Here is a 17,853-nt window from a genome sequence, read left to right on the forward strand (position 1 = left end):
ATGGCGCGTCCGCTCGCCGACGACCATGAGCGGATGCGCGGGGCCGTCAGGCGGGCGGGCCGGGCGGTTCTCGCGCGGTTCCGCGACGACGATGTCGAGAGCTGGCAGAAAGAGGACCGCTCTCCTGTCAGCGCCGCCGATCTCGAAGCGAATGACATCCTGCGCGAGGCGCTGATCGAGGACGGCGACGGCTATGGCTGGCTGTCCGAGGAAAGCCGCGACGACCGCTCGCGGCTCGAGGCGGAGCGGGTCTGGATCGTCGACCCGATCGACGGCACCCGCGCCTTCCTCGAAGGGAAGCCGCATTTCACCGTCTGCGTCGCCCTGGTGGAGCGGGGCGAGGCTCTGGCTTCGGCGATCTACAATCCGGCCCTAGACGAATTCTTCGAGGCTGTCCGCGGCGCCGGGGCGCGCCGCAATGGCGTGAGGATCTCGGCCAGTATCTGCTCGGAGCTGGACGACTGCCGCATGCTCGGCGCGCGGTCCATGTTCGACCATGACGGCTGGCCGGCCTCCTGGCCTCCCATGGCGGTCGGCTACCGCAATTCCACGAGCTACCGCCTGGCTCTGGTCGCGGCCGGAGCATTCGACGCCGCGATCGCGCTGGTGCCCAAAGCCGATTGGGACGTGGCGCCCGGCGCCCTCATCGCGCAGGAGGCGGGCGCCATCGCGACCGACCATCTCGGCGAAGACTTCGTCTATAACAGAGCCCAGCCGGTTCAGAGGGCTCTTGTCTGCGCGGCGCCGAGCCTTTATCCGCGCATCCTTCCCCGGCTCGCCCATCTGCCGGGCGACCTTCGCACCCTCGACCTCTAGGACGCATTCCGATGGCGCAAGACAAACCCCAGCTTCTTCACCTGGTCTTCGGCGGAGAGCTTACCAGCCCCGCCGAGGCGCGGTTCCGCGACACCGACAAGATCGACGTCGTCGGCATCTTTCCCGATTACGACAGCGCCGAGAAGGCGTGGCGATCGAAGGCGCAGCAGACGGTCGACAGCGCGCATACGCGCTATTTCATCGTGCACCTGCACCGCTTCCTCGACCCGGACGGCGACGGCCTGCTGGGCTGACCTGCTGGGCTGAGTGGATCAGGCCGGGGCGGGGCGCCAGCCGCGGCGCTCGCCCCGAGGCTTCCGGCCCGCGACGACCGCGACCAGCAGGGCCACCGGCATGACCACGGCGAAGGCCACGAGCAGGAGCCCCGTGACCGCCACGGCGGCCAGAAGCAGCGCGAGCGCTCCGACGGTGCGGAGCGCGGGCGGCAGGCTCGCGCCCGCAAGATGCGGAGCGGCCCGCAGCTGAAGCGGGCGCGGGGGCGAAGTCGGGATCGTCAGAGCCGTCATCTGCATATCCTGACAAACACGAAGCGACTTGGGAAGTCTCGCCCCCTGCGACCAATGCCGCGAAACGCTTACAACTGCGAGAGCATGTGTTCTGCGGAGGAGACCTCGAAGGCGCCGCCCTCCTCGACGTCCAGGCGCTTCACCGTGTTGTCCTCGACCACCATGGCGTAGCGCTGCGACCGCTTGCCCATTCCGAAGGAGGCTCCGTCCATGACGAGGCCGAGCGCTTCGGTGAATTCGCCATTGCCGTCGGCCAGCATGACGATGTCGTCCGTGGCGCCCGACTGCTCGCCCCAGGCCCTCATCACGAATGCGTCGTTGACCGAGACGCAAACGATCTGATCGATCCCCTTGGCGCGCAGGTCGTCGGCCTTCTCGATGAAGCCCGGCAGGTGGCGGGCCGAGCAGGTCGGGGTGAACGCCCCCGGCACGGCGAAGAGCGCCGTTTTCTTGCCGCCGAAAAGCTCGGCCGTTTCAACGGGTTCCGGCCCGTCCGCCGTCGCCTTCATCAGCGTCTTCTCGGGCAGCTTGTCGCCTTGCTTGATCATCGGCCGTCGCTCCATTGATGCTCGGAGCATCCCCTGCCCTGTCCTATTGTTGAGGTAAAGCGGCGCGTGCGGTGGAAAGGGAGCGCTTGTTTCCCCTGCTGCGCTGCCTAACTTTCTTCCATGGCAGTCACATCCTTCATCGACCCGCAAGGTCAACCGGGAAGCGGCCTCGCCGGGCGCTTTCTCGTTGCGATGCCGCAGCTGGACGGAGGGCCCTTCGCCCAATCGGTTGTCCTCATCTGCAGCCATGACGAAGAGCATGCCTTTGGCGTGATCGTGAACAAGCCGATCGGCGGGCTCTATATGGCGGATATCGTCTCCGAGATGTCGATCACCCCTTCGCCCGCCGCCCTGACCCGGCCGGTCCATTTCGGCGGCCCGGTGGACATGCAGCGCGGGGCCCTGCTGCACTCGCTCGACTATCAGAGCGACGAGACGCTGCTGGTCGCCCCCGGCATCGGCCTCACCGCGACGCGCCCTGCCCTTCTGGCCGTGAACGAGGATGAAGGGCCGCGCGATGCCGTCCTCTTCATGGGGCATGCCTCGTGGGATGCGGGCCAGCTCGATGACGAGATCAAGCAGAATTACTGGCTCGACGCCGATGGCGACCCGTCGCTCATCTTCGGCGACAATCCGGACAGCACCTGGAACGCGGCGCTCGATTCGATCGGCGTGAGCGAGGCGCTCCTCTCCGCCTTCGATGCGGGTCCGCGCGAAGGCGGCGCGCCGCTGCCGAACTAGGCCCCGCCGGTCACCCTGCCGCGGCGGGACGGCCGAAGAGGTAGCCCTGGCCGTAGGCGCAGCCGAGCGCGGCCAGGATTTCGGCTGTCTCCTCTCTTTCGATGCCCTCGGCGATGACCGGAATGCCCAGCGCATCGGCCGTCGACACGATGCCCGAAAACACGCTCCTGACGCGTTGATCCGCGTGCAGGCGTTCGACCAGCTCCGCATCGGTCTTGAGGAGGTCGAAGCGGAAGGCGCCGAGCCGCGCGAGATTGGAGTGGCCCGTGCCGAAATCGTCCAGCGCCAGGCGGCCGCCCGCTTCCCTGACCGCCTCTGCGGATGCGAGCGCCGCCTCGTAGGAGCCATGCAGCCGGTCCTCGGTCACCTCGATGACCAATGCGCCCGCCGACAGGCCGAAATCCTTCACCGTCGCAGCGACCGTCTCGGCCACGCGGCGATCCGGCAGGTCGGCGGCCGACAGATTGACCGTCACGAAGAGCGGCGCGTCCCGCCCCGCATTCAGCTTCGCCAGCAGCGCGCCGGCTTCGCCGATCATCCACATGGCCAGATCGAGGCTCCGCCCGTTCTCGACCATCTGCGGCACGAAAGCGCCCGGCGGCTCGACATGGCCGGCCGGGGAGCGCTGCCTTGCGAGAGCTTCATAGCCCGCGATCCGGCGGTCCTGCAGCCGAACGATCGGCTGGAACCACGCCATGAGACGCGTCATGCTTGCCGCCTTCCATCCTGCCGGGCGCGAGGGTGGATGCCTCGCAAGAGGCGTGCAACCCGCTCAGGCCGCGGAGACCGGATCGGATCGCAAGCGGGCATAGAGCGCATGGTCGCGCCGCCGCCCGTCGATCTCGAGATAGGCCCGCGCCAGCCCCTCGCGCCGGAAGCCCGCCTTTTCCAGCACGCGGATGGAGGCGTCGTTCTCCGGCAGGCAGGACGCCTCGATGCGTTCGAGGGCGAGGCGGCCGAAGGCATAGGCGCAGGCGGCCCGCACGGCGGCGGTCGCGAAACCCTGCCCCGCCTCCTCCTGCGCGATCCAATAGCCGAGCGTGCCCGAGCGGGCCGAGCCGTAATAGACCGGTGCCAGGCGGCAGGTGCCGACGAAGCGGTCATCCTGCACGGTCCGGACATGCCAGGCAAAGCCGCTCCCCCGCTCGCGCTGGGCTTCGTAGAGGATCAGCCGGCGCGTGAAGGCGGCTTCGGTGAGGTGATCTGAGGGCCAGCGCGGCTGCCAGGGCTGGAGGTATTCGCGCCCCTCGCACATGGCGGCGTGCCAGGCCCTGTAATCCGAATGGTCAGGGGCCCGAAGATAGACAGGCTCCCAGACGAGGTCGGGACGCGGTGCCGGGGAGAACCGCCGCAACAGGCCGCCGATCATGCTCCCGCCAGTCTCTGCACTGCCCGCTGGACGGCTTCGAGGCGGGGCGGGACGACCTCGAAGCGCTCCTCGGCGGCCATCAGCCCCTCCGCATGGGGCGGCAGTGCCGGGATGCGGCCGGTGGCGGCCTCGACCGCGCCCGGAAACTTCGCCGGATGCGCGGTGGCGAGCGTGACGAGCGGCCCTTCGAGCCCCTCCGCCCGCGCCTTGTCGGCGGCGACGAGACCGACGGCCGTATGCGGATCGATCAGCATGGCCGTCTCCTCGAAGGCGCGGCGCATGCGATCGGCGACCTCTTCGCTGCCGGCGCGGTAGGAGGAGAATTCTTCGGAAATGCGGGCGCGGACGGATTCGGGCAGGCCGAACGCCTCGCCCGCGCGCTGGGCGGTCATCAGCCGCGTGACGAGTTCCGCGTCCCGTCCGGAGGCCTCGAAGAGGAGCCGCTCGAAATTGCTGGAGACCTGGATGTCCATGGAGGGCGAATGCGTCGCCTGCACGGCGCGCGGCTCGTGCCGTCCGGTCCGCAAGGCGCGGTCCAGGATGTCGTTGTCATTGGTCGCCACGATGAGGCGGCCGATCGGAGCGCCCATGCGCTTGGCGACATAGCCCGCGAAGACGTCGCCGAAATTCCCGGTCGGCACGCAATAGGACATGGGCCGGCCCGCCTGGCCGAGGGCGAGAGAGGATGTCAGATAGTAGACCGACTGCGCGACGATCCGGGCCCAGTTGATGGAATTGACCGCCCCGAGCGATACCGCCGTCCGGAACGCCTCATCCGCGAACATGTCTTTGACGAGGCCCTGGCAGTCGTCGAACGTGCCTTGAACCGCGAGGTTCTCCACCCCGGGCGCGCCGGTGGTCGTCATGAAGCGCCGCTGCACCTCCGAGATGCGCTCGTGAGGGTGCAGCACGCAGATCCGCACGCGCTCCCGTCCCGAAAGCGCCGCGATGGCCGCACCGCCCGTATCGCCCGATGTCGCCGCGGCCACGGTCATCGTCCGGTCCCGCTCGGCGAGGAGGCGGTCGAAGAGCGGCCCGAGGAGCTGCATCGCCACGTCCTTGAAGGCGAGGGTCGGGCCGTGGAAGAGCTCCAGCAGGAAATCGTCAGGACCCGTCTGGACGAGCGGCGCGACGGCCGGATGGCCGAACCCCTCATAGGCCTCGGCGGTCACCGCCCGGATATCGCTGCCGTGAAGGTCGTCGGCGAAGAGGGACAGGACCTCCGCGGCCACGCGCGCATAGGGCTTCCCGCGGAGCCCTTCCACCTGCGCTTCGCCGAGCCGGGGCCACTGCACGGGCAGGTAGAGGCCGCCATCCGCCGCGAGGCCGCGAAGCACAACCTCGCCGAAGCGGGAGGTTCCGGGCTCGAGCGAGCGGGTCGACAGGTAGTTCATGCCCATGGGATCGTCCTGCGCCTTCGGGGAAGCGGTTCAGCCGCGGATATTGCCGGAGGTCACCCTCGCCGCTCCCGCCCGGCTGGGCAAGCATGCGCGGCTCAATCCTTCTTCTTCCCCCAGGTCCGGCCGAGCGTATCCGCGACGATGGCGCCGCGCCGCCCCATCGGTTCCGGCGGGCCCGTCGTCGTGTCCACGGCGGTCTGATGCTCGGCCTCGGCGTTGACCTTCGCGCCCGTGATGATGACCAGCGCCGTCACCCAGATCCAGATCTGCAGGACGACCACCGCACCCAGCGAGCCATAGGTCTTGTTGAAGTCCGCGAAACTCGCCGCGTACCAGGAGATGAGGGCCGAGGCGAGAAGCCAGAGGAGCCCCGCCAGCACGCTGCCCCACCCGACCCAGGCGAAGCGGGCTTGGGCCCTGTGGGGCCCGAATTTGTAGAGGAGCGAGGTGCCAAGCACCATGCCGCCGAACAGGATCGGCCAGCGCAGCAGAGACAGCGCGGTCCCCACCGCACCGGGCAGATAGAGCGCGTCGAGCAGCGGCGGGACGGCGACGACCAGCACCACGGTCAGAAAGCCGAAGAAGATGAAGGCGGCGGTGAAGGCGAAAGCCAGAAGGTTGATCCGCAGCAGGTTGCGCCGCTCCTTCTCCTGATAGGCGATGTTGAGCGCCTCGAAGAGCGCCTTGACCGACCGGTTCGAGCCCCAGAAGGCAATGGCGAGGCTGGCGAGCGAGGCGACGCCGAGATTGGAGATCGGCGCGTCCGCGAGGCGGATCATTTCCCGGTAGAGGAATTCGGACGCCTCCTCGGGCAGGATGGTCGCCAGCTTGATCGCCTGCTCCGCCGCCTGCGTCGGATCGGCGATGAGGCCGTAGAGGGAGACGAAGAGCACGATGGCTGGAAACAGCGCGAGCAGCGAGTAATAGGCCACGCCGGCCGCGACCAAGGCCGTGTGATCGTCGAGGAAACCGGCGCCGAAGCGGCGGAGGACATCGAACCATCCCTTGAGGGGAATATCCTGCGGCGCCTCGGCGTGGCGCCCGCGTCCCTGCGCGAGGTCCCCGTCGGTCGTGCCTGCGCGCGTCGTTCTGATGGGCTCCATGGTCAGGGAAACAGGATCATGCGGTGCCCGGTTCCAGCGCCGCCCGCTCTCTTGCCTCCCCGATCACCATGCTCGCCGTCGCGCCGTGAACCACGATCGAGATCAGCACCACCAGTGCCGCCACGCGCCACGCAACGCCGATGGCCGCGAATTCGGCATGGTTCTGGGCGTAGGAGAGATAGAAGATCGATCCCATGCCCCTTATTCCGAAAAAGGCGATCGCGCCGCGCTCGATCGGGCGCAGCGGCTTGCCGATCATGGAGACCAGCCCGCTCACCGGCCGGATCACGAAGATCACGAGGATCGCGAAGAGCCATTCGGTGACGCTGGCATCGGTCACGATGCCCGTGGCGAGGAGGCCGCCGAACCATAAAAGAAGGAGCGCCATGAGGAGCCCTTCCATCTGGTCCGCGAAGTGGTGCGGCTGCTTCTCGTACCCCTCCTTGCGGCGGCGGCGGGCATAGGAGCGGGAGGCGCGCGCCGAGACGAAGACGGCGAGGAAGCCATAGCCGCTCACCGCTTCGGTCAGGCCATAGGCGAGGAAGGTGCCGGCCATCACGGTCAGCCCCGCATTGCTCCCGTCCTGCTCCGCGTCCCCGAACGGGGAGTAGATGATGCGCGACAGCCCCCAGCCGACCAGAACGCCCGTCGCGACGCCCATTCCCACACGATAGACGAGATCGTAGCCGATCCAGTGCCACAGATCGCCCGACGCGACGAAGGTGCCCCAGCTCGCTTCCACGCCGAGCGCGGCGAGGCCGAGCGCCAGATAGACGAAGGGAAAAGCGAGCCCGTCATTGAGCCCGGCCTCGGCCGTCAGGGCGACCTGCACCTCGTGCTCCTCCTCTTCGCCCGGCGCGCCGACCTGCACGGAGCGGGCGAGCACCGGGTCGGTCGGCGCCAGGACGGCGGCGAGGAGTACGGCGGTGGCGAGCGGAAGCGCCAGAAGCCCGCTCGCCAGGCCGATGATCCCCACGATCGTCAGCGGCATGGCGATTCCGAGGAGGCGCCAGGTGGAGGCCCAGGATTTCACGCCCGTCGGCCTGTCGACCGCGAGGCCCGCGCCTGCGAGCGAGACGATGACGACCAGTTCGGACAGATGCTCGATCACGACCAGTTCGAGGCCGCCATGGCGCGGGTCGATGAAGGGAAGCGCGAAGGGCGACAGGGCCAGCAAGGCGCCCGCGATGACGTAGATCGTCGGCACGCTCACGAAGCGGCTCTGCTGAAGGAGCGGCAGGAAGGTCAGCCCGAAGAAGGCTGTCCCGCCGGCGATGTAGAAGATGTCCTTGATGTCGAGCGTCAGAAAGTCGGGCATCTTGCTCCAGGCAGGCGTTGTTGGCCGACCCCATTTAGAGCGCATCGGGCAGAGGACGATGCGTGCGGCGATCGGTCCGCCCGCTCTTGCCCGGTCCTTGCCTGCGTGGCGGTCGGTGGTGGGCCGCGGAGCCTTCGGCTAGGCATGTCCGCATGCCCCTCTCCGTCGCCATCCTCCTCGCTTCCCTCCTCCCGCTCTCCTCCGCCCTCGCGCAGGCGCCGTCGCTCGTCGCCAAGGGCGAGGCGGTCCAGCTTCACGTCGACGGCAAGCCCTTCCTGATCCGGGGCGGTGAACTGGGCAATTCGACCGCCTCCGACCTCGATGCGCTCGCCGCCCACTGGGAGACCTTCGAGGCGGTGGACATGAACACGGTCCTCGCACCGGTCTCCTGGGAGCTGATCGAACCCGAGGAGGGCGTGTTCGACTTCTCTTCCGTCGACGGCCTCCTCGAGCAGGCGCGCGCTGCGAAGATGAAGCTCGTCCTCCTGTGGTTCGGCTCGTACAAGAATTCGATGTCGAGCTATGCGCCCTCATGGGTGAAGCGGGATCCGGACCGCTTCCCCCGCGCCGAGGCGGCGGACGGCACGCCGCAGGAGATCCTCTCGCCATACGCGCCGGCGAATTGGCAGGCCGACGCGGAAGCGTTCCGCGCGCTGATGGCGCATCTGCGGAACACCGACAATCGCGAGCGGACGGTCATCATGGTGCAGGTCGAGAACGAGCTCGGCATGCTGCCGGACGCGCGGGACCATTCGCCGGAGGCCGAAGCCGCCTTCGCAGCGCCGCCGCCCGCGGGCCTGCCTGGCGTCGAAGGTGGCAGCTGGCGCGCCGCAGTGGGCGAGACGCCCGAGGGCGAAGAGCTCTTCAGCGCCTGGGGCCTCGCCCGCTATGCCAACGCCGTCGCCGAGGCCGGCCTCGAAGCCTATGACCTTCCCCTCTTCGTCAATGCCGCCCTGAACCGGCCGGGCGCCGAACCGGGCGCCTATCCCTCCGGCGGCCCGCTCGAACATCTCTTCGGCATCTGGGAGGCGACGGCCCCGGCGATCGATTTCCTCGCGCCGGACATCTATTTCGAAAGCTTAGTCGAGCGCGTGGCGCCCTATGACTATGAGGGCAACGCCGTCTTCATACCGGAGGCCAACCGCGCGGGCCGCGAGGAGGCCGGGGCAGACATGCTTTGGGCTGTCGGCGCTCTTGACGCCATCGGCTTCTCGCCCTTCTCGATCGAGGATATCGCGGAGGACCACTCGTTGGGAGAGGCCTATCGCCTCGTCGCCTCGCTCGAGGACCTAATCCTCGGGACGCAGGGCACCGACGCGCTGCATGGCCTCAAGCCGTCCGTCTCCTTCGGCGGCGACATCGACCTTACGCCGCAGACGGTGACGATAGGCGACTACGAGGTGACAGCGACCTTCAAGGACCCCTGGACGCCGCTCGAAGCGCAGACCCCCGCAGCGCACGGAGTGATGCTCATCGCCACGGGCCCCTCGGAATTCCTCGCCGCGGGGCGGGGGGCGACGCTGACCTTCGCGCGCGAAGAGGGACAAGCCGGGATCGAAGCGGCCGATTCCGGCCGGATGGAGGATGGCCGGTTCGTCGCCCTGCGCCGCATGAATGGTGACCAGACCCATCAGGGCCGCCATGTCCGGCTGCCGCCGGACGGGTTCACGCTGCAGCGCGTGCGCCTCTATTCGTATGATTGAGCAGGGCGCCGGAAGGCCTTTCCGCGCTCTTGCCGAACGGCCGGACCTCCGCTAGAGGCCCGCGTTCGAGATTCTCCCGCGAGGCCTTCCCGTGAAGAAAGACATTCACCCCGACTATCACATGATCACCGTCACCATGACGGATGGCAGCACGTTCCAGACGCGTTCGACCTACGGGTCCGAAGGCGCGACGCTCAACCTCGACATCGACCCGGCCAGCCACCCGGCCTGGACCGGCGGTCCGCAGAAGCTGTCGGATCGCGGCCGCGTGTCGAAGTTCAAGAACAAGTTCGGCAATTTCGGCCTCTGAAGGCCGGACGCACTGCCGGAACGAGAAAAGGCGCGGGGGGCAGCCCCCGCGCCTTTCTTCTATGGCAGCCTGGCAGGCCGCATCAGTAATTCGCGGGCGGATCGCTTGCCGGGAACGTCTCGTCGAGTTCCTCGTCGACCGAGTCCCAGTCGCTCCGGTCCCGGTCCCGCATGCTCGACTGGCCGGCGGGGCGGAACTCGCCATAGGTGCCGCGCCCGCCCGATCCGGCCGCGACGCCTCTCGCATAGGCCGGCGCTGCGCCGCGGCTGCGCGGCAGATAGCCATGGGCCTGCTCTTCCTGCCGCTGGCGCTCCCGATAGATGAGGGCCGCCGCGATACCGGCGCCGACGGCCAGGACGCCCAGCGTCAGAACCGGCCATTCATTCCTGCTGTCGAACATCAAGGTCGCTCCTCTCGTTATCCGAGGCACCAACACGTCCGCGGCATGATCGGTCCGAGACGTCTGCGCCCCCGCCTGCTAGCTGCCCTGTCGTGAGCTCTCTTCCCACACTCCGCTCCGCGTTCCGCATCGCCTGGCCAGCTAGCCTGGCGGCGATCGTCACGCCCCTGCTCGGCCTGATCGACACGGCCGTGCTGACGCGCGGCGGCTCGACGGCGGATCTCGCGGGCGTGGCGCTGGCGGGCGCGGTCTTCTCGCTTCTCTACTGGTCCTTCGGCTTCCTCCGCATGGGGCTGGCAGGCCTGACGGCGCAGGCCGAGGGCCGCGGCGACGAGGCGGGCAGCCGCGCGCATCTGGTCCAGGGCGTCGTCCTCGGCGGCATGATCGGCCTCGTCCTCTGCGTGTTGCGCACGCCGATCGCGGATCTCTCCGCCTATGCCATGACGGCGGGGAATGCCGCCTCGGCAGAGGCTGTCGAGGCCATGCGGTCCTATATCGAGATCCGGCTGTTCGCCGCGCCGCTCGCGCTGATGACCACCGCCGGTTTCGGCTGGCTGACAGGCCAGGGCCGGACGGCGGCGATGATGGCGGTCAGCCTGTCCATCACCGCGCTCAATGCGGGCCTCGACATCCTCTTCGTTCTCGAATTCAGCATGGGCGTCGAAGGGATCGCCCTCGGCACGGCGCTCGCGGAGGGGACGGGTGCCCTTCTGCTCGCCCTGGGCATTCTTCGGGTGCTGCACCTACGCGGCGGCATCCGGCGGGACTGGATCTTGCGGCGGATGAACGAGAATCTGCGCGGGGTCGCCTCGCTCAACGCGGACATCTTCCTGCGCACGCTGATCCTGTCGGTCGTCTTCGCCTATTTCGTGCGCGCCGGTGGCCGCTTCGGCGATACCGTGCTCGCGGCCAACCAGGCTCTCATGCACATCGTGCTGGTCACCGGCCTGTTCCTCGACGGTGCCGCCATCGCCGCGGAAACGCTGGTCGGGCAGGCCCTCGGCGCGCGGTCGGGCGCCAAAGACCGCTTCGCTGCGGCCGTGCGCGCGACGAGCATGCTGTCCGCGCTCGGCGCCTTCGCCATGTTCGCGCTCCTCCTCCTTTTCGGCGGTTTCGTGGTCGAAACGATCATCCCGGCGGCGGAGAACGAGGCCGTGCACGAGGCGGCGATGCGCTATCTGCCCTGGGCCGTGGTCAGCCCGCTGGTGCTCGCCGCGTCCTTCCAGCTCGACGGAATCTATATCGGCGCCACGCGCGGCAGCGCCCTGCGCAACGGCATGATCCTGTCCGGGCTCGTCTTCGTTCTCGGCATGGTCGCCCTGCCCGGCCCCTTGGGCAATGACGGCCTGTGGATGGCCTTCGGGCTCTTCATGCTGGCGCGGGCCGTCACCCTCCTCGCCTTCTGGCCCGGTTTCGCGCCGCTCACGGCGCGGCGAGCGGACGCCTTAACCTGAGGGCGGATTGCGCCTAGATGCCTTTCATGCCGAACCCGCTCACACAGCTCGCGAACCCTGCGCGCTTCCTCGCCGTCAGCCGGCCGCTCGTGCCGGTCTTCGGCATCGCCATGCTGCTGCTCCTGGGGGTCGGCAGCTATCTCGCCTTCTTCGGCTCGCCGCCCGATCATCGCCAGGGCGAATCCGTGCGCATCATGTATGTCCACGTGCCCGCCGCCTGGCTCGCCATGCAGACCTATGCGCTGCTCGCGATCGCCTCTCTCGTCGGTTTCGTCTGGCGGCACAGGCTGGCCGATCTCGCCGCGCGCGAGGCGGCGCCGCTCGGGCTCGCCTTCACCTTCCTGGCGCTCGCCACAGGCAGTCTCTGGGGCCGCGTGACCTGGGGGGTGTGGTGGGACTGGGACCCGCGCCTGACATCGATGCTGGTCCTCCTCTTCCTCTATATCGGCTATCTGGCCATCTGGCGGGTGATGGACGAAGCGGCCGCCGCGCGCTCGGCCGCGCTTCTGGCAATGCTCGGCGCGGTCAACCTGCCGATCATCAAGTTCTCGGTCGAGTGGTGGGACACGCTGCACCAGAAGGCGACGGTGATCCGGCCCGACGGCCCCTCCATGCCCGCCTCCATGCTGTGGCCGCTGGCGCTGATGGCGCTCGGCTATACCGCCCTGTTCGCCTTTGTCCTTCTTCTGAGGATGCGCACCGCCCTCTCCCGCCGCAAGGCGCAGGGCCGCCCTGCGCGCGCGCCCTCCACAGCCGTTCTGGAGCCTGCCGCGTGACGGTCGATCCCGCCCCCTATATCGCGGCCGCCTGGCTCCTCTCCACAGGGCTCCTGGGCGGCATGACGCTCCATGCCCTCTTCCAGAGCCGCCGGAGCGGGCGATGAGCAAGAAGCGCACGCCCTATCGCCGCCGTCAGAGGCGGGCTCTGATTCTGGGCCTGGTCCTGCCGGCCTTCGCCGGCGCGACCGCGCTCGCTCTCGCCGCGATCACCCGCACCCAAGTCTACAGCTATGCGCCTTCGCAGCTGCCGGACGCGTCGGAGATCGGCGGGCGCACGGTCAAGCTCGGCGGTCTCGTGGCGGAAGGATCCCTGCTCCAGGAGGAGGGAACGGCCGTGCGCTTCGCTCTCACGGATGGCGAGGCGACCGTGCCGGTGCGCTTCGATGGCCTGCTGCCGAGCCTCGTTCTCGAAGGCGACGGGGCGGTCGTCACGGGAACGCTCGACCGGGAGGGTGTTTTCGTGGCCGAACTCGTCGCCGCCCGCCATGACGAGGTCTACATGGCCCCCGAAGTCGCCGATGCCCTCAAGGCCACCGGCCGCTACGAAGACTACGTGGCGGACAAGCGGCGTTGACGCTAGCCTGTCTCAAGACCGAAGGGACAGGACATGATCCGGATCACCGCCGCATTGGGGCTGCTTCTGCTTTCCGCCTGCGCCACCGCGCCGCGAGACGCCTGCACGCGCGACTGGTTCGAATACCGCTCGGAGCAGCTTCAGCGTGATTTCGCCCGGCGCAATCGCGGGCCCGTCCGGCGGCTCAACACGCTGCGGAACGATCTCGACGAGAGGCCGGACGTCTACACCGCGCTGGCCCTCGCCTCCGCCAGAAGCGATCTGCGGCATGTGGCGAGCGACTTCCGCGAACGCGTGCTGCCCGAAGCGCGCGCCGTCGCGGCGCGGTGCGAGCTCGATCAGGGCTTCGACATCCTGGTCGATGCCTTCCTCCTCGAACAGGGTATCGACGCCGATCTGGTCCGGGCGCTCGGCCTGATCGAGCTCTTCGAGGACGATGCCCTCGCAAGCACGCTCGCTTCGGGACGTTGAGACCGGGCGGCCCGCGCATGATGTCCATGTCCGCCCCCGCCCTGGACCTGTCGCGTCCGATGCTGCGGGCGCGCCGCTTCTGGTCTCTTCTGGGCGCGCAGTCGCTCGGCAGCTTCGCCGACAATGCGCTGCGCGCCGCCGCCATCGTCGCCATTGCGAGCGCCTGGCGGGCGGGCGCCGCGGCAGGCGACGATTTCCACGTGCCCGTCTTCCTCGCCAGCGAGGCCGGCACCTGGGTCGGCTTGTGCTTCACCGCCCCGATCTTCCTGTTCTCGATGATCTCCGGGCAGCTCGCGGACCGCATCGACCGGCACGTCCTCATCCGCTGGGTCAAGACGGCCGAGGTCCTGCTGATGCTCGCCGCCGCCGTCTTCTTCGCCGCCGGCAATGCCTACGGCCTCCTGCTCTTCCTGTTCCTGATGGGCGTGCAGTCGGCGTTCCTCGCGCCCACGCGCGCCGCCATGATGCCGCAATACTTCCCGGGGCGGGAGCTGATGCGGGCCAATGGGTATTTCCAGGGCGTCACGCTCATCGCGATCGTTCTCGGGCTCGCGGCGGGCGCGGTCCTGGTCGCGCTGGAAGGCGGGCGGACGCTGATCTCCCTGACCCTGATCGGCGCTGCGGCGGGAGGATTGCTCTGCGCCTTCCGCACGCCCGCCGCGCCCTCCCCCGGCCTCACGCGGATGAACTGGAACATCGCGAGCCAGGCTCTCCGCATGTATCGCGACGTCGCGCGCATGCCCGGCGTGTTGTGGCCCATGCTGGGGGTCGGGTGGTTCTGGGGCGTCGGCGCGATCGTTCTGGCCAATCTCGAGAACTTCGTCGCAGCCATTGGCGGCGTCTCGAGCGATTTCGCGGCCTTCCAGGCGCTCTTCGCCATCGGCACGGGCCTCGGATCGGTCGCGGCGGGCGCCATCGCGTCCCGCATGCGGGACCCCATGCTGCTATCGGGCCTCGGCCTCGCCGCGACGGTGGCCTGCTCTGCCGCCATCACGGCGGTCAGCCTCGACCTCGCCGCGAGCGCGGGCCCTGAACCTGCGAGCCTCGTCGCGAATGTCACGACGGGCGTCGCGACGCTGGCGGTCCTGATCGTGCTGACGGCGGCGAGCAATGGCTTCTTCGTCGTCCCGCTCCTGACCGCCGTTCAGGCCCGCGCGCCCGAAACCGAGCGCGCGCGGGTCCTGGGCACCCAGAACATGACCAATGGCGGCATGGCGACGGCGATGGGCCTGATGGTGCCGCCATCGCGCGTGATCGGCCTGACGCCGATCACGCTGTTCCTCGGCCTCGGCGTCCTTCAGGGAGTGGTGCTGGTCTTCATGTGGCGCCGGAGAGCCGCCCATCGGCAGGGCGGCGCATCCGGCCCGGCATCGAGCCCCGTTCCCGCCAAATAGGCCGGGTTCAGGACGTTCCGGCTTCGCGCCCGCTATTCCAATAGGAACGGCAGGGCACGCGGCGGGTGTCGCAACGATCCGCATAGCGGCGGGCGATCTCGGTCACCTCTTCCATCAGCCCCTCGTCGAGCGTGACCGGGTCGAGGCCAAGTTCCAGGAACTGCGCGTTCTCGACATTGAGGTCGTTCTCGTCCGCCTCGTTGCGCGGATTGGGGATGCGGTCGATCTCGGCACCGGTCTTGTCGGCGATCATCTGCGCCAGGTCGCGGACCCGCCGGGTCTCGGTCATCTGGTTCAGGATCTTCACGCGCTCGCCCCGCTCGGGCGGATTGGCGATGGCCAGCTCGACGCAGCGCACCGTGTCCTGAATGTGGATGAAGGCGCGGGTCTGGCCGCCGGTCCCGTGCACGGTCAGGGGATAGCCGATCGCCGCCTGCATCAGGAAGCGGTTCAGCACGGTGCCGTAATCGCCGTCGTAATCGAACCGGTTGATCAGGCGCTCGTCGCGGCGCGTCTCCTTGGTCTGCGTGCCCCAGACGATGCCCTGGTGAAGATCGGTGATCCTGAGCCGGTCGTTCTTGGCGTAATAGAAGAAGAACAGGGCGTCCTGCGTCTTCGTCATGTGGTAGATCGAGCCCGGATTGGCCGGGTAGAGGATCTCCTGCTCGACCATGCCGGCTTCGCCCGCATCGACCTGCACGCGGAGATAGCCCTCGGGGATCTTCATGCCCGCCGTGCCATAGCCGTAGACACCCATCGTGCCGAGATGGACGACATGGATGTCGCGCCCCGACTCGACGATCGCGGCCAGGAGGTTGTGGGTCGCGTTGAGATTGTTGTCGACCGTGTAGCGCTTGTGCCAGCTCGACTTCATCGAATAGGGCGCGGCGCGCTGCTCGGCGAAATGCACGACCGTATCGGGCGCCCACCCCTGCAGAAGGTCCAGGAGGCCAGCATAGTCCTCGGCGACGTCGATCGTGGAGGTCTCGATCGTCCGCCCCGACACCTCTTTCCACGCCAGGACGCGGTCCGACAGCGACGCGATCGGCGTCAGCGACTGGACCTCGAGTTCCACGTCGGCCTTCCGGCGAGCCAGATTGTCGACGATCAGCACCTCATGCCCCAATTCGGACAGGTGCAGTGCCGTCGGCCAGCCACAGAAGCCGTCGCCGCCGAGGACCATGATACGCATGCTTTACGCCCTTCTTGTTCCGCCGGACCTCTAGTGCAGGCGCGCGACGTTAGGCAACACCCGACAAAGTCTTGCCGACCTCACGCCGTTGTGATAACGAGGGAGTGCGGTTGGGCCCAGGGGGCCGGAGTTCGATCCGCGGCGAAGGGGCTTCCGGGCAGGGAGGCCCCTTCTTCGCATCTGCCGCGTTCTCTCCGCGCATCGCCGCCGGAGCGTCCGCGAACCGTTCAATAGGCATTGGTGGGTCGGGCCACGGCGAAAACGGTCATGATCAGGATGCGGATGTCGAACCACAAAGACCAGTTCTCGATATAGGCGAGGTCGTAGCGCACGCGCTCTTCCATGGCCCCTTCGGCGGCGGTCTCGCCGCGGAAGCCGTTGACCTGGGCCCATCCCGTGATGCCGGGCTTGACCTTGTGGCGGCCTGCATAGTCCGAGATCACGTCGACATAGTATTTGTCATGGGCGAGGGCATGCGGGCGCGGGCCGACCAGCGACATGTCGCCCCGCAGCACGTTCCAGAGCTGCGGCAGCTCGTCGAGGCTGTAGCGGCGCAGGATCCGCCCCACCCGCGTGACGCGGGCATCGTCCTTCTTGGCCTGCGTGACGACATGGCCGTTCTCCATGACGCGCATGGTCCGGAACTTGACGATCGGGAAGATCTCGCCGGCGAAGCCCTGGCGGTTCTGGATGAAGAAGATGGGCCCCTTGCTGTCGAGCCGCACGGCGAGCGCGCAGAGCGCCATCAGCGGCAGCGTGAACAGGAAGAGGAGGCCGGCGATCAGCTTGTCCTCGACGATCTTCGCGAAGCCGCCCCACCCTTCGAGCGGGCGGCGGTGCAAGGTGAGCAGCGGCATGGCGCCGATGGTCGTCACCTGCCCCATTCCGCGCTCGAGCCAGAGATGGTCGGGGCACATGGCGACATGGATCGGCAGGACGGAGAGGCGGTGGAGGATGCGGTCCATCCGGTCCTCGTCCTGCGCCGGCACGCAGAGGATCAGGTCGTCGAGCTGCCCGGCCTCGACCAGCGCGGCGGCACGGGCGAGCGCGCCTTCGCCGGGGCGCTCGATCTCCTCGGCCGAAAAGCGGCCGACCACCGTCACGCCGCTCTCGCGCTGACGCACCCGCTCGATGAACAGCTCGGTCACCGGGCCGTCGCCCACCACGGCGATCTTGCGGCAGAGGCTGCCCCCGTCGGTGGCGAGGCGGCGCAGGACCGCGGCCGTCGCGAAGCGGCCCGCGATGAGGCCCACCGTGGCCGTGGCCGCCCAGGCCGCGAGCCATTCGCGCGACAACAAGGTGATGATGCCGAAGGCATAGCAAAGCGCGATCAGGCTGAGCAGCGTCAGCGCCCAGCGCCAGACGATGCCGCGAAGGACCGCCCAGGTCTCGAGCAGCTGGTCGAAGCGGAAATAGCCGCCCTGGCGCAGCGCCTCGACCAGGGCGAGCCCGCCCAGAAAGCCGGTGCAGACCAGAATGATCGGGTCGCTCTGCACCGTCATGCCGTCGATCGGCTTGTTGATGTCGGCCAGGGGCGCGGTCGCGAAGGCCGCGCCCGTCACGATCAGCAGCGTCAGCGCCGCGGCGAGATCGCCGCACATCTCGCGCGACATGATCGCCCGCCGCCTTGGCGGCGTCATCATGCCCTGCCGTCCCTGGATCGCCCCGTTCTTCATCGTTTCCTTGGCCATAATCCCCTGGCCGGCCAGACTGCCGGACCGATCTGTGCGATCCACCGGGGCTCTCCCCGTTCA

20 protein-coding genes are annotated in these 17,853 nt (G+C 68.5%); 10 read left to right on the forward strand and 10 right to left on the reverse strand.

Annotated features, from left to right (window positions below; genetic code table 11):
• Positions 1–816 carry an inositol monophosphatase family protein gene (locus tag IE88_RS0107485; protein WP_031552401.1) on the forward strand — a complete coding sequence of 272 codons (816 nt, stop codon included), beginning with the start codon at positions 1–3 and terminating at the stop codon, positions 814–816.
• Between the two features lie 11 nt (positions 817–827).
• Complete coding sequence (locus tag IE88_RS0107490; RefSeq protein WP_031552404.1) at positions 828–1,070, forward strand: DUF4170 domain-containing protein; 243 nt, start codon at positions 828–830, stop codon at positions 1,068–1,070.
• Between the two features lie 18 nt (positions 1,071–1,088).
• Here IE88_RS0107490 and IE88_RS0107495 read toward each other — a convergent pair whose 3' ends face one another.
• Both IE88_RS0107495 and IE88_RS0107500 read right to left on the reverse strand, forming a co-directional pair.
• Positions 1,089–1,343 (reverse strand): hypothetical protein, encoded by a 255-nt coding sequence (locus IE88_RS0107495; protein WP_156032481.1) that lies wholly within the window; start codon positions 1,341–1,343, stop codon positions 1,089–1,091.
• 68 nt (positions 1,344–1,411) lie between these two features.
• Positions 1,412–1,891 carry a peroxiredoxin gene (locus IE88_RS0107500; protein ID WP_031552410.1) on the reverse strand — a complete coding sequence of 160 codons (480 nt, stop codon included), beginning with the start codon at positions 1,889–1,891 and terminating at the stop codon, positions 1,412–1,414.
• Between the two features lie 120 nt (positions 1,892–2,011).
• Between IE88_RS0107500 and IE88_RS0107505 the strand changes: the two genes are divergently transcribed.
• Positions 2,012–2,632 carry a YqgE/AlgH family protein gene (locus IE88_RS0107505; RefSeq protein ID WP_081871507.1) on the forward strand — a complete coding sequence of 207 codons (621 nt, stop codon included), beginning with the start codon at positions 2,012–2,014 and terminating at the stop codon, positions 2,630–2,632.
• Between the two features lie 10 nt (positions 2,633–2,642).
• Here IE88_RS0107505 and IE88_RS0107510 read toward each other — a convergent pair whose 3' ends face one another.
• The 5 genes from IE88_RS0107510 to IE88_RS0107530 form a co-directional block, all read right to left on the reverse strand.
• The gene (locus IE88_RS0107510; RefSeq protein WP_051881642.1) at positions 2,643–3,341 is read right to left on the reverse strand and encodes an EAL domain-containing protein; all 699 of its coding nucleotides are present in this window, start codon (positions 3,339–3,341) and stop codon (positions 2,643–2,645) included.
• 63 nt (positions 3,342–3,404) lie between these two features.
• On the reverse strand, positions 3,405–4,001 hold the full coding sequence (locus IE88_RS0107515; RefSeq protein WP_036766808.1) for a GNAT family N-acetyltransferase: 597 nt from the start codon (positions 3,999–4,001) through the stop codon (positions 3,405–3,407).
• Positions 3,998–5,395 carry a threonine synthase gene (gene thrC, locus IE88_RS0107520; RefSeq protein ID WP_031552424.1) on the reverse strand — a complete coding sequence of 466 codons (1,398 nt, stop codon included), beginning with the start codon at positions 5,393–5,395 and terminating at the stop codon, positions 3,998–4,000. Before thrC ends, IE88_RS0107515 begins: the two co-directional genes overlap by 4 nt.
• A gap of 101 nt (positions 5,396–5,496) precedes the next feature.
• Positions 5,497–6,504: a YihY/virulence factor BrkB family protein gene (locus tag IE88_RS0107525; protein WP_036766809.1), complete on the reverse strand. Its 1,008-nt coding sequence runs from the start codon at positions 6,502–6,504 to the stop codon at positions 5,497–5,499.
• A gap of 16 nt (positions 6,505–6,520) precedes the next feature.
• On the reverse strand, positions 6,521–7,822 hold the full coding sequence (locus IE88_RS0107530) for a cation:proton antiporter (protein ID WP_051881644.1): 1,302 nt from the start codon (positions 7,820–7,822) through the stop codon (positions 6,521–6,523).
• A 152-nt stretch (positions 7,823–7,974) separates the two neighbouring features.
• Here IE88_RS0107530 and IE88_RS0107535 point away from each other — a divergent pair, with 152 nt between their 5' ends.
• Entirely contained in the window at positions 7,975–9,525 is a 1,551-nt protein-coding gene (locus IE88_RS0107535; protein WP_031552433.1) for a DUF5597 domain-containing protein, read from the forward strand.
• 91 nt (positions 9,526–9,616) lie between these two features.
• Positions 9,617–9,835, forward strand: a complete 219-nt coding sequence (gene rpmE, locus IE88_RS0107540) for a 50S ribosomal protein L31 (RefSeq protein WP_031552436.1) — start codon at positions 9,617–9,619, stop codon at positions 9,833–9,835.
• An 82-nt stretch (positions 9,836–9,917) separates the two neighbouring features.
• On the opposite strand, the gene IE88_RS18130 is transcribed toward rpmE, so the two are convergent.
• A complete protein-coding gene (locus IE88_RS18130; RefSeq protein ID WP_036766811.1) occupies positions 9,918–10,235 on the reverse strand; it encodes a hypothetical protein in 318 nt (105 codons plus the stop codon).
• 92 nt (positions 10,236–10,327) lie between these two features.
• Here IE88_RS18130 and IE88_RS0107550 point away from each other — a divergent pair, with 92 nt between their 5' ends.
• The 5 genes from IE88_RS0107550 (at position 10,328) to IE88_RS0107575 (ending at position 14,907) form a co-directional block, all read left to right on the forward strand.
• The gene (locus IE88_RS0107550; protein WP_036766813.1) at positions 10,328–11,689 is read left to right on the forward strand and encodes an MATE family efflux transporter; all 1,362 of its coding nucleotides are present in this window, start codon (positions 10,328–10,330) and stop codon (positions 11,687–11,689) included.
• Positions 11,690–11,715: 26 nt separating this feature from the next.
• On the forward strand, positions 11,716–12,465 hold the full coding sequence (ccmC, locus tag IE88_RS0107555) for a heme ABC transporter permease CcmC (RefSeq protein WP_031552442.1): 750 nt from the start codon (positions 11,716–11,718) through the stop codon (positions 12,463–12,465).
• 103 nt (positions 12,466–12,568) lie between these two features.
• Positions 12,569–13,042: a cytochrome c maturation protein CcmE domain-containing protein gene (locus IE88_RS0107565; protein ID WP_031552444.1), complete on the forward strand. Its 474-nt coding sequence runs from the start codon at positions 12,569–12,571 to the stop codon at positions 13,040–13,042.
• 33 nt (positions 13,043–13,075) lie between these two features.
• Complete coding sequence (locus IE88_RS0107570) at positions 13,076–13,513, forward strand: hypothetical protein (RefSeq protein ID WP_031552446.1); 438 nt, start codon at positions 13,076–13,078, stop codon at positions 13,511–13,513.
• A 26-nt stretch (positions 13,514–13,539) separates the two neighbouring features.
• Positions 13,540–14,907, forward strand: a complete 1,368-nt coding sequence (locus IE88_RS0107575) for an MFS transporter (protein ID WP_162178313.1) — start codon at positions 13,540–13,542, stop codon at positions 14,905–14,907.
• Positions 14,908–14,914: 7 nt separating this feature from the next.
• Here IE88_RS0107575 and IE88_RS0107580 read toward each other — a convergent pair whose 3' ends face one another.
• Together IE88_RS0107580 and IE88_RS0107585 are read right to left on the reverse strand one after the other, a co-directional pair.
• The gene (locus tag IE88_RS0107580) at positions 14,915–16,099 is read right to left on the reverse strand and encodes an NAD-dependent epimerase/dehydratase family protein (protein ID WP_031552449.1); all 1,185 of its coding nucleotides are present in this window, start codon (positions 16,097–16,099) and stop codon (positions 14,915–14,917) included.
• A gap of 227 nt (positions 16,100–16,326) precedes the next feature.
• Positions 16,327–17,790 carry an undecaprenyl-phosphate glucose phosphotransferase gene (locus IE88_RS0107585; protein ID WP_051881645.1) on the reverse strand — a complete coding sequence of 488 codons (1,464 nt, stop codon included), beginning with the start codon at positions 17,788–17,790 and terminating at the stop codon, positions 16,327–16,329.
• Between the last annotated feature and the right edge of the window lie 63 nt (positions 17,791–17,853).

The organism is Parvularcula oceani (assembly GCF_000733125.1).
Lineage (GTDB): Bacteria > Pseudomonadota > Alphaproteobacteria > Caulobacterales > Parvularculaceae > Parvularcula > Parvularcula oceani.